Raw genomic sequence first — 12606 nt, 5'->3', positions numbered from 1 at the left:
GTTCCCAATCATTGAAGGTTCAAGAAGCATTACCATGCCCAGCGCGAGCGCAGACGGTCGACCCAGCTCGCAGCCGCCATCGGCCGCAGCGGTGGACGCATGTGTTCGACAATGGCTTTGCCCAAAGCGTGAAACGTATAGCGCTCCTCGACGAGCGCCTGTCCGTTACGGGATATTTCATCGGCCAATGCCGGGGCCGCGCGCAGTTGCGCCAGCTTTTCACGAAGCTGGGGAATATCGCGGTACAGCACAATGTTGTGCATATCCACGAAGCCCAGCGCGCGATTTTCTTCAGCGCCCTGATCGAAGGCAAGCAGCACGCAGCCGCAGGCCATGGCTTCGAAGTTTTTAATCATGTATTCGCCCATGCCGACATCGGCACTGACGAAAAAGCGGATGCGGTTCAGCGTGTCGCAGTATTCCTCGCCCGACTTGGTCCGCGTGACCAGCAGGTTCTCATGCTGCCCCAACTCGTCGAGCAGCGCCTTGCGGCCGCTGTAGGCGACGCTGTTGGTGCTGCCGACGAACGCCAGTTCGATGTCACGCTCGCGGTTCTGCGCCTGTAACAGCGTCTGATCGTAGCCCTTGGGCACGAACACCGCGTCGAAGCCTTCCCCACGCAGCCGCTCGCTGACCATGAAGCCCGAGCACAGCACCCGGACCCAGGGCAGCTTGCGATAGTGTGCGCTGAACTTGCCGGTGTACTTGCAGGCAATGTAGTTCTGGTAGGCGTCGTGCTCGAGAATGACCAGATTCGGAATCATACGGATGAAGGCCACCTGACGCACTTCCTGCTTGAAGCGCAGAAAGAACACGATCCGGTCGTAACGGCTCACATCGATTTCACGCCGGAAATAGCTGCGCAGGTTGCGCTGGTCATTGGAATCCAGCCAGCGCACGTCGCAGTCGCAGCTCGACGCGATGCCGTCGTAAAGACGATCCAGAATCGCACGCTGCTCTTTCTGAACCAGAAGTAGGACTTTCATTGTTTTCCTTGCAGTACTGCGCCTGCTGAATCAGAAATCACGGCTACGCCAGAACAACTCGTGTCGTCGCACAGCCTTTCGGAAAAATTCGTTCTCGCCTTCTGCAGGCCAGCGGCGCCCGGCGAGCAGCTGCTGCAGCCAGCGGCGCACTCGACGTTTGCCCGGCATCGGTGGTTGCAGGTCATGCATCATGCCCAGCGCCATGGCTTTGTCGCGTTGTGTCGGCACCGACAGCTCAAGGCTGTAGGGCTCAAGCTTCAATTGGGCATCGAAGACCGGCGGCAGGCTGATGCCGGTGTACGCATCGCCCATGGGCCAGCGGTCGTTGTCGTGCAAGTGATTGGCGTACCCCAGAATCACCTCTGGCTGCCATTCAAGCCCGGCCAGCGCCTCACGCACAGCGGCCTGCGCACAGATGTGGTCAGGATGCGGGTCGATGGCGGGGTGCGGCATGACGATGACCTGCGGCCTGGCCTTGAGGATCAGCGCGCGCAGATCGGCCAGCAGGTTATTCCAGGTCGGCTGGCCATCGTCGCCCGGCAGCGGCAAGGTGTTGAACTGGCGAAACAGACGCGTATCGAGCAGATCCGCTTCGCGAGAGCCGACCGGCGTATCCGGTGCGGCCTGCATGGCAGGCAGTTGCAGGCAGAAATAGCCCAGTTGCAAACACTGTGCCTCCGCGACTCCGCCCCAGCGCGCCACGGCAATGCTGTCCCAGGCCCGCAGCCGCCCCTTCATGCGAGCCGCCTCGGCCCTGTCCAGGCCCATCTGCCGATAGTGATCGGCTTCGATTTCACCAGCGGTCAGGGTCACGATCCACGCATCACTGGCCTGGCTGTACAGCCCGAAAGCGGCCAGCTCGGCGTCATCGGCGTGCGGCGCGATCACCATTACCCGTTGCTGGCGTGCATCAGGTTGACGGAACACCCACAAACGCGGCTGTCCGCGCAGTCGGCAGAAACGTCCACGCAGGGTTAACGCGCCTGCCGCCAACGGTTCACCGAGCCCGGTCAGGTTCAGATAGCGCACGGCGTCGACACCGCGCTCGAAGGCTTGTCGATCGACGAGACCTGAACCTTGCAACTCGACGACAGGGTCCAGAAAACGTCCCAGCCAGCTGCTTTTTATGTTCAGCGCCAAAACCAGCGTTTCGCCGCCGGTCAGCGTCAGAGGTTCGGCGAATGTGAGTCGGCCATTTTCCAGGCGCACACCCGAGACTTCGTTTTCGACGGCGAAGTTGTACTGATAGTCATCAGCAGGCGAATAGAACAGATGATCGGCAAACCAGGCTTCATGAGCGATCCAGGCGCTGATCGCCAGCACCGGTATCAACCACCACGCTACCGCCACGCCGAGGGCGATCAACAGCAACAGACCACCCAACAACGCCAGCCGCTTGTTACGACGATGGCGCTTGAGCAACTCCTGCTTGCGGCTCAAATCTGGAACACCGGCACGGGGTTGCACCAGCGGTCCTTGTATTCGCGGTCGGCGCGGCCGAACGAGAAACGCAGCGACTTGCCCAGCGCACGTGCATCTTCCCAGGCGCTCTGCGTGTTGACGAAACTGAGCACGCTGCCAGGGCTGAAATCACGGGTTTCGGGATCGACGCCGCCGTTGACGTATTCGATGCTGACCCACTCGGGCGCTTCGACGCGGTACACCAGTTGAATGGCAATCGGCGCATCGTTGAGAAACACCACCGAGCCGATCAGCAGGTCACGCAGCAACTCGATCACGTCGGCCTTGCGCGCAGCACCGGTCGCTTCAAAGCCCCAGCGGCGCTGGAACAGCTCGCAATACATGTGTGCCAACTCTGCGCTGCTGAAATCGCTGACAGGCCGGACCGTGCCGCCCGCCTCTTCCAGCAGACGCAGCTCGCGACGCTGGTTGTAGCGAAACTTTTTGGACAGCTCTTCAGGTGTGCGCGCCATGGCCAGTGACTCGGCCTGCGGCTTGAAGGTGCTGACCCGGCCCTCGTTCAACGACGAGATGTAACGCCCGCGATGACGTACAGGCACCTCGATGCCCTGCGCCACCGGCAGAATCAGCTCGGCGTTGCCCAGATCGAAAAGGCCTTTCTTGCCATGACGTTTGAGCTCGTCCTTGGACAGCGCCAGCGAGCGGCCCCAGGTGGCAATCGCTGCCTTGATGTCGCCGCCCTGCTCCCAGCCCAGATAGCGCACGGGAATGCTGGCGAACACGGAAAGACGTTCGACGACCTGCGGGTGGGTGGCCACGCTACCGCCAAACCGGTGCCACGCCTGCGTATAGGCAGCGGCATCGATTTCGGTCCAGCCACGTTCACGCACGCCTTGAAATCGGTTGAGCATCAGGACTCCGCAACCAGGCGGGTGACCTGCGGCAGGCGCCAGAACACGTTGCGTACCGCGTGGTCGGAAAAGCGCTCGCGCAGACGCAGAAGCATGCGCTCGGCGCAATCCTGACGCTGATCCGCATCCAGCCCGGCCATGTGCATCAGGCCTTGAGCCAGACGCTGCTCGTCGCCCAGCGGGAACAGCAGGCCGACGTCTTCGACCACTTCACGCGCTCCGCCGCAGGACGTCGCAACGACCGGCACGCCTGCCACCATGGCTTCCAGCAACACCATGCCGAACGGTTCGTGATCCGAACTCAGGGCAAAGACATCGAACGCCTTGAAATAGCGACGTGCGTCCGCGACCTGGCCCATGAACATTACGTTCGCGCCAATGCCCAGTTCACGGGCAAGCTCCTTGAGCGACTCTTCCAGTCGACCCTTGCCAAGAATCACCAGTTGGCTGTTCTCGGGCAGGCTTGGCAGAGCAAGCGCGAAGCCGCGCAGCAGGGTCGCCTGATCCTTGTCAGGATGCAGACGTCCGACATTGCCGACGATCCAGGCCGAAGGTGAAAGCCCCAGTTCGACGCGCGCGTCTTCGGCAGAAAACTGGCTGCCTTGCAGTTGCTCGACATCGATGCGGTTGTATAGGGTCTCGATGCGCTCGGCCGGCCATGCAGGCAGGCTTTTGCGCATGTCGTCGCGCACCGAATCCGAAACGCCGAGCAGGCTCAGGCGTTTGCGGAACAGGTTGGCGAACAGCTTGCGGCTGCGGCGCTGATAGTCGCCGAACGCATGATGAACGCCGATCACCGGCAAACGTGTCGCCAAAAGCGCGATATAAACTGGTTTGAATCGATGCGCGATGCAGAAGCTGAAATGACGTGACGCCACGATGCTACGTAATTCGCGAATGGCACCCAGCTTGAGGCCACGAATGGCCTTCGAGCTGAATTCCATGAACAGCACTTCGTCCGAACCACAGTCGGCGACCACATCAGGGTCGGCAGCACCGGTCAGAAACACCGTGGTCACCCGATAGCCCTTGCCTGCGAACAGGCTGGCGTATTGGCGCGCACAGTCCAGAAACGGCCCGTCATAGCCGTGACAGAACTGCAGCACGTGACGTTCAGCCGAGCGTGTCATAAGCCTCGACGCCCTCTTTGACCACCAGAATGTCTTCCATGATCAGGTACTCGAGGTCGGAGCCGAAGAACATGTTCAAGGCATCGGTCGGCGAGCAGATCATCGGTTCGCCACGGCGGTTCAGCGAGGTGTTCAGCGACACGCCGTTGCCGGTCAGGTTTTCCAGCGCCTTCATCATGTCGTAGTAGCGCGGGTTGTATTCGCGCTTGAGCACCTGGGCACGGGAAGTGCCGTCTTCATGGACGACTTCCGGCACGCGGGTCTTCCACTCTTCCGCCACTTCGAAGGTGAAGGTCATGAACGGCGCCGGGTGATCGATCTTGATCATCTGCGGCGCGACGGTGTCGAGCATCGACGGGCAGAAAGGCCTCCAGCGCTCGCGGAACTTGATCTGGTGGTTGATGCGGTCGGCAACGCCGGCCACGCTCGGGCAACCGATGATCGAACGACCGCCCAGCGCACGTGGACCGAACTCCATGCGGCCCTGGAACCAGGCCACCGGGTTGCCCTTGACCATGATCTCGGCGATCCGCTCAGGGGTGTTTTCAATCTGGCGCCATACCGGTTTGCTCGGATGACGGGCACACGCGGCGATCACATCTTCGTTGCTGTAAGCGGGGCCGAGGTAGACATGCTCCATCTTCTCGACCGGCACGCCGCGCGCGTGAGACACATAGGCCGCCGCGCCCACCGCCGTACCGGCATCGCCGGACGCAGGCTGGACGAACAGTTCCTTGACCTCGGGACGGGCAATGATGCGCTGGTTCAATTTGACGTTCAGCGCACAGCCACCGGCGAACGCGATCTTGCCGGTTTCCTTGAGGATGTCACCCAGGTAGTGGTCCATCATCTGCAGCGCGAGCTTTTCGAACAGCGCCTGCATGCTGGCCGCGTAGTGGATGTACGGTTCGTCCGCCACATCGCCGACGCGCTTGGGGCCGAGCCATTCGATCAGTTTCGGCGAGAAGTAGAAGCCCTTGCCGTTCTCTTTGTAGCGACGCAGGCCGATGACGTTGGCCAGCTCGGTATTGATGATCAGCTCGCCGTTCTCGAACGTGGCCAGACGCGAAAAGTCGTACTTGCTGGCGTCGCCGTACGGCGCCATGCCCATGACCTTGAACTCGCCGTCCAGCATCTCGAAACCGAGGAACTCGGTGATTGCGCCGTACAGGCCGCCCAGCGAATCCGGATCGAAGAATTCCTTGATCTTGTGGATCTTGCCGTTTTCGCCGTAGCCGAAGAAGGTCGTGGCGTACTCACCCTTGCCGTCGATGCCCATGATCGCGGTTTTCTCGGTGAAACCGGAGCAGTGGTAAGCGCTGGAAGCGTGGGCCAGGTGGTGCTCGACCGGCTCGATCTTGATCTTTTTCGGATCGAAGCCCAGTTGTTCGAGGCACCAGACAATCTTGTTGCGATAGCGTTTGTAACGGCGATTGCCCATCAGCAGCGCATCGAGCGCGCGGTCCGGTGCGTACCAGTAACGCTTGGCGTAGTGCCAGCGGGCCTTGCCGAACAGGCTGATCGGCGCAAACGGAATCGCGACCACGTCGACATCGGAAGGCTTGATGCCTGCCTGTTCCAGACAGAACTTTGCCGACTCGTAGGGCATGCGGTTCTTTGCGTGCTTATCGCGAACGAAGCGCTCTTCTTCGGCCGCTGCGATCAGCTTGCCGTCGATATAGAGCGCCGCGGAAGGATCATGGCTAAGGGCGCCGGACAGGCCAAGGATCGTCAATGCCACTAGGGTCTAGCCTCTTTAGTCTGCGTACAGGCGCAGCGCGCCCGAGAAAATGTGTGCCCCCGCACAGCGGGCTGAGGGCAGCTAAAGGGCGGGATTATAGCGTAATGACCAAGGATTTGGCTTGGGGGCTGAGAGGGTTTAAACAAACAGATGACATCACGTCTTTGAGGACGCATCCGAAGAATCTCACCCATCCGCTGATATCCAATAACTATCTACGCTCCCGCCCCGACGAATTCTGATTGATTGAAGGCCATGAATCACGGGTTCACAGCCCTCAATCAACCCGCGCACCTTGCGCTCGTCAGAACCGGAAAAACCATGCAAACACCGACACCCGTGTCACCCAAACCCGCCGACACCTTTATTGAAGCGACGACGGCTCTCAAAAGACTCAATCAACTGGGCTCTCGACTGGGCGAAGCGCTCAAGCCGCTGCCAACACCTGATGACACCTTGCTGGATACAACTGCAGACGAGGCGTCCATTGCCCGCCTGCTCTCGCAGCTCGACGATTACTGGCATGCGGCCCTGGCGCCAGGCGATAGCCGTCATGACCAATTCCTGTCCGCCATGCAGCAGGCGCTGCGCGATGAGTTCTGCGTCAAGCTGCACGAGGGTGAACTCTCGGCAGTGCATGCAGGCTGCCTGCCCGTTTCAGCCTTGTCCTCCACAGAAACCAGGGCGCCCGACGCGTTCTCGCTTCACATACAGCTTGATGACGAGATTCAGGCTGAAGTCAGCGGCGCCGTGGTGCTGTCTCAGGCGCAGGGACCGACCTTGCTGGTATTGCCGGGTCTGGGCATCAAGGCGTTCGTGTCGCAGGAGCAGCTGCGCGAGGCGCTCACACAATGGCTCAATTCGCCCGTCCTGAAAGGCGCCCTGATCCAGAGCCTCGAACAAACCCATCAGGACCGGTCGGCACTCATCGACTCGGACCCCGACCTGTACGCCGAACCGTTCCTTGCCATCGATGTGCAGCTGCATGCCATCGCCACGGAGCCTTTGGCCCACGCCTTGAAACGCCTGCAGGAAAAACAACGCGCAGATGTGCGCTACGCCTGCACCCGATCCGGTATTGATGATCGTGAAGTGCGCCGCTCGCTGATTCAGCAGGCGATTGACCAGAAAGGCTTGTTCGGCCCGCAGGCCATGCTCGAACTGCGCGAAATGGCGCTACGCGAATCGCGCTACCAGCGCAGCCTGCCGGACTGGATCAAGCTCGCAAGCCCAAGAGACATGAGCGCCTATATCGAGCGCCTTGAGCACTACGAACAGGCTCGCGCAGCAACCCTGAGCGCGCTGGGCACGGCGGCGTCCGCAAAACAGTTTGCCAGGGCGCACTTGCAGGCACGCCTGGCGGACGATCTGGGCTACGGACTGGATCCGGCATTGATCTCGGTCAGTACGCAGCGAACTCTGCCAGTGACAGGCGAGACCTATACCGTTACGCGCTCGTGGGTGGAACTGGCGCTTTACGGCCTGCACCCCGGCGACCGCCTCCAGACATCGGCGTTTCTGAACCGAACCGCGCTCAGCCATGACGGCATGCCGCTGGCATCCGATTACCAGCATCTGGATGCCGCCTACATTGCACGCATCGTTGAAGAACTGGACCTGCGGGTACGCTTCGGCACGCATCAGAAAGCGGCTTATCAGCACCCGCACAACCAGTCCCTTATGCGCACCCTGACCCGTACACAGATCAACGCCCTCGCCTGCGCCGCCAAAATGCAGGGCCATATTCGCCCTGAAGATTTCGCCATCATCGAAGCCATCTCGCACTCAAAGCCTGACCCGGCACTGAGCACTTGCCACATCAGGCTGAACGCGAAAAACGCCATGAGCAAACTGTTGGTGTTTCGCAAGCAAAACGCACAAGGCGAGCTGGAACGTCTGGTCATGTTCATTCAGGACGCACCTGATCAACAGTTTTTCCGGGCATTCGACAACGAAATTCAGTTGGCCCAGGAACTGGTCAGCTGGACCGCGTCGGACGAGCACCGGGATTACCTGCTCCAGCAGACAGACGTCTCCGCACGACCGGAGCTCGAAACGCAACTGGCCGCCCTCAGACTCAAACCTCATCCCGACGAGGATTTCGTCCAGCTTATCGCGCTGCCGGACTACGACGCAGGTCTGGAGTTTTTCGCGAACGGCCACATTGAAGTCGCGCTGTCCGAACAGGACTTGCACACGCCTCGGTGGTACGTGAACGCCAGCCTCGACAAGCGTCAGGAGCTGGTTGCGCTGGAGGATGCAGCCACCGGCGCACAGCGCAATTACGAGGCGAAACCCCATACTCGCGTTCAACCGTTCGAGCAGTATGTTCACCAGCAAGCCAGCCAGCAGATCAACACGTTGCTGGGTGTGCCGGAAGGCACGGTGGATCCCGACCTGATCGTGATCACCAGTGAACGGGAAACCGTCACCTACACCCAACTGCTGCGCAATGGTTATGACGACAGCGTCAATCCGCTGCTTGCCACTGCCGACACGGTGGCCACCTTCAAAGGCCCCGAGGGGGTGGACCTCAGCGTCCTGTCACCGGCCAGCGTGGCGGGCTCGGTGCGCGGAAACTGGGTGGCCGACCGCTACATCGCAGAGGTCAGGCGCACCCTGCTCAACCCGCAGGACGAAGGTTATGACTACCGCCGCAAGGCAAGCGCGCTGACGACCCAATTGCAAATGAAAGCCGCAGCCCTGCGTAGTTACCTGAAAGGCCACATCGACGGCGTTCAATACGCCTGGTTGAAAAGCTCCCTGGATCGCGCGCACTCAAGCGATGCGGCAACACGCGAGCAATACCCGCTCTACCCGTTGCAACTGCATGTCGACAAACCGTTCATTGCCTCCAACCTCAAGGTCGTGGACCAACTGGTGTTTCCCGATTCGCTGCTGACGCATACCGAGACCGTACAAGGCTGCGTGGCGGTGCTGTCGACGCAGACCCGCCAGACCGCCCTGCTCTACACGCCTCAGGCGCCCGACGGGATCGAGTTCCGCCTGTTCAGCAGCTTCATGTCCTCGCTGGATACGCCAGGCATGATCGATTACTACAAGGACCGATGCCGCTTCAACGCACGCCGGCTGCTGTCGTTCTTCCTGCGTGACATGCAACAGGGCGGCGCGAACAATGCGCCTTTTCTGCCCAAGGCGTTCATCTCCGACTTTGCCGATACCTGCTTCAACCAGACTGTCGAGCGACGATTGCTGGATACGGAGCAGACCACAACTGGTCGCAACGACATGCTGTCGAAGATGGCCTGGGTCAGCGTCGAACTCATCGCGACGGCACTCACGCTGCCGTTCCCGCCTGCAAGTTTCGCAGTGGGCAGCCTGTTGTCCCTGCACGACAGCGTCCGTGCGGTGCAGGCGCTGACCGATGGCGACCATGAAACAGCTGGCGCCCATGTGATATCGGCCTTGCTCAACAGCCTGGGCGCTGCGGGCGATCTGCATTCAGGCCTCAAGGGTTTCGGCGGTATCGTTCACCAACTGGAATACAGCACCCCGATAAAGTCGGCACGCCCGGTGAGCCCCGCGAACTCGATGGATTCGGTGACTTCGGCACTGCGCCCCCTGTCACGCCAGTCGTCGCTGCCACGCTATGAAGATCTTTTCCCGGTCGACCTGCAGGAAAGAACCGTGTGGGTCGGCAAGAAAAACGCCAACGGCCACGCTCCGCTTTACCAGCAGATCGATACCTCGTCTTCGCAGGTCGGCACCACCGGCCAGTTCGTCGGCCGCAGGAGCGGCGAGACGTGGCTGCCGCTGAGCTCGCCCCTGGACGCCAAACCCGACCTGGCCATCGACCGTCCCCTGCACAACGTGGCGCGCATCAAGGACGGGCATGCCAAAGGCGTCTGTCTGGTAGATGGCCAATACTGTATCGGCATGTTCGGAAAGACTTACGTCGTGCAATTCGACGCCGGGCTGCGCTGTTGGCAGATCATCGACCCTGACAACCCGTTCGCGTTCTTCGGTAAACAGCCCGTGCGCCTGGACAGCCGGGGCCAATGGCAAAAAATCGACCGTCATCAGTTACGCGGTGGCGGGCTCGATGATCAGGCTACCTGGCGGCCGCTACAGGAAGAAGGGATTGAGTCTGGCAACGCTGTCGTCCGTTCGAGTGATTACGAAATGCCGGTCGCCATGCGGCCGGGTATTTACACCATCATGCACCGGAACATTCCAGACCCGAGCAATATGGGCCTGGAGCTGTATTTCGAGAGCTACTTTGCCAGCATGCGTCAGACCCTGGGGGCGCTTCAAGACAAGCTCTATCACGACGCCAAAACCTTCTTCACAAAACCAGTCCTGCCTGCGCGCCCCACGGTTCCGACGCTCCCGCCTCGCGCGGACGTCGATACGCTCGTTGAAAACATCTTCAACCACAGCAATGGCCTGGTCATCAGCGAAGCTGCCCAATCGGTTGCCAGCAAGCGTCTGCTCATTCTCAACATGCCGCTGCTGGCAGAGCGAAAAGTAGAAGTCTTGTACATCCAGCATCTGTTCACCGACAAGCACCTCGAAAAGCTGGCCACTTATCGTCAGTTGGCTGCCAGGAGCCGCTCCGGCTCTCATGAACTCAAACGGCACCTGAAGTACCTGAACAATGGCGCGCTGAACAATCACGCCTCCGAGTACGACTACTATCACTTGATCAAGGAAGCGCACAAACACGGCATAGAGGTCCGCCCGTTCAGCGCTTGCGCCAGCTATCCCCTTATCGAAAATCCGGTTGCCGCAGCGGCAGACGACTTGAGCGCTGCTCAAAAAATGAGCAACTACTTTGGTCACACCTTGATCAGCGAAGACCTGGCCCGCCAGCCATCACGACGCTGGGTAGCCTTGCTCGACCAGAAACTGGCCACCACCCATGACAGCATTCCGGGCATCACCGAGCTGCAGGGTGCAATCAGCGTTCACGTTCAGGATGTTCCGGCAGGTCGGACCACTCACGTGCGCAAGAACAGCTTCCCGCCAGCCGCCGAATCGTCAACCGATTTCACGGTCGAGTTTTCCAACCCGTTGGTGCCTGCGTCCGTCCCGCCACTGCAACCCGGTACCCAACTGGATGCAGTGTTGATGAATCGCATGGTCGATCGGGAAAGCATCGAGTCCGCAGAGCGATGGGCAGGCGATTATGTCTTCCGCTGGGATGCCGACAAAGGCTGGCTGCGCGGTGATCCCGAAGGCCGCCCAGGGTCGGCGACGGCCATTCAACAGTCTTTGGCAGACGCCACTTACGACGCTCCTGCCGAACACAGAGACGTGTTGCACAAACTGGCGAACTTCGAATACCGCGGGCTGGACGAGCGTTACTTTCTGCTCGACCCTGAACTGACCGACGCGAGAGAAGACTTTTTCAGGTTGCGTAAACAATTGCTGCGGGATTCGGAAGCGGTTCACACCACAGAACTGCCTGTCAGACCGCTGCTGCCTCAAGTGCCGGCCGACATATCACCGGCAGACTTTCTTGAACGGCTTTATCGGCATACTTCCGGCGTGGTGGTGGGCGAATCACATGCCTCAGTCGCAAGCAAAAAGCTGATCATCGATAACCTGCCAACGCTGGCTGAACAGAACGTCAAGACACTCTATCTGGAGCACCTGCTGAGCGACCTGCATCAAGCCGATCTGGATGACTTCCTCGATACCGGCCAGATGAGCAAGCGACTGCTGCATGACCTTCAGGCACTTGACAAGGGCCACCAGACAGATCCGAAGGGTATCTATACCTTCGAGAAACTGGTGATCAAGGCGCAGCAGCAGGGTATCGAGATTCGTGCCATCGATTGCCTGGCCAGCTATCACCTCAAAGGCCTGGCGAACGAAACGTCCACGACCCGCCAACAGATGATGAATTTCTTTGCTTCACGCACCGTTCGCAGGCATCAGGATGTGATGGGGTTTCACAAGTGGATTGCGCTGGTCGGCAACAGCCACTCCAACACCTTCATGGACGCAGTGCCGGGCTTGGCGGAACTGGAAGGCGGCATCGGTTTGCGGGTCAAGGATGTCTTGCCCGGAGCATCACATGGCATCGTGCGCGACCCTGGCGAAGCGTTGCCCCTGGATCTCGGAAAGGCAAAGGTTCACATTCAGGGCGACTATCGGGTCGAGATCGAGGTCCCAAGATCCCGCCCTGTCACGCGCCCCCGCTCCATCGAAAAGCGACTCGCCAAGCCTGGCATGTTCCTGATCGAGCAGAACGCTGATGGCTTGCAGATCATCGTGCATCGCTCACGAGACAGTCAGATCTATCGCACCCCCGTGAACACGGATGCGCAGGGCAAGCTGTCCGTTGATCGTCCGAGCTGGGTGCCGGTGCACCTTAAGGCCTTCGACGACATGAACGCCCTGACCGTCGCACTCAGGGACATGAACCTCAGTCGCGTGGAATAACGCGA

Annotated in this window: 6 protein-coding genes; 1 reads left to right on the top strand and 5 read right to left on the bottom strand. The window is 60.3% G+C overall.

The window, feature by feature from the left end:
• Window positions 1-29: 29 nt before the first annotated feature.
• From AC0IXS_RS17440 to AC0IXS_RS17420, 5 genes are read right to left on the bottom strand one after another with little or no spacing between them, the layout of a single operon-like run.
• Window positions 30-986, bottom strand: a complete 957-nt coding sequence (locus AC0IXS_RS17440; protein WP_057409235.1) for a glycosyltransferase family protein — start codon at window positions 984-986, stop codon at window positions 30-32.
• 30 nt (window positions 987-1016) lie between these two features.
• The gene (locus AC0IXS_RS17435) at window positions 1017-2426 is read right to left on the bottom strand and encodes a PIG-L deacetylase family protein (RefSeq protein ID WP_471826262.1); all 1410 of its coding nucleotides are present in this window, start codon (window positions 2424-2426) and stop codon (window positions 1017-1019) included.
• Window positions 2423-3319, bottom strand: a complete 897-nt coding sequence (locus AC0IXS_RS17430; protein ID WP_057409233.1) for an antimicrobial resistance protein Mig-14 — start codon at window positions 3317-3319, stop codon at window positions 2423-2425. The genes AC0IXS_RS17435 and AC0IXS_RS17430 overlap by 4 nt, the downstream gene beginning before the upstream one ends.
• Window positions 3319-4449, bottom strand: coding sequence for a glycosyltransferase (locus AC0IXS_RS17425; protein ID WP_004883432.1), 1131 nt, complete (start codon window positions 4447-4449; stop codon window positions 3319-3321). Before AC0IXS_RS17425 ends, AC0IXS_RS17430 begins: the two co-directional genes overlap by 1 nt.
• Window positions 4433-6190 (bottom strand): carbamoyltransferase family protein, encoded by a 1758-nt coding sequence (locus tag AC0IXS_RS17420; RefSeq protein WP_025993078.1) that lies wholly within the window; start codon window positions 6188-6190, stop codon window positions 4433-4435. Before AC0IXS_RS17420 ends, AC0IXS_RS17425 begins: the two co-directional genes overlap by 17 nt.
• 321 nt (window positions 6191-6511) lie before the next feature.
• Between AC0IXS_RS17420 and AC0IXS_RS17415 the strand changes: the two genes are divergently transcribed.
• Entirely contained in the window at window positions 6512-12601 is a 6090-nt protein-coding gene (locus AC0IXS_RS17415; protein WP_471825278.1) for a membrane-targeted effector domain-containing toxin, read from the top strand.
• The last annotated feature ends 5 nt before the right edge of the window (window positions 12602-12606 follow it).

The sequence above is a fragment of the Pseudomonas sp. AC016 genome (assembly GCF_979253365.1).
Note: the sequence above shows the minus strand (reverse complement) of the source record. Positions and strands in the feature narration are given on the sequence as shown.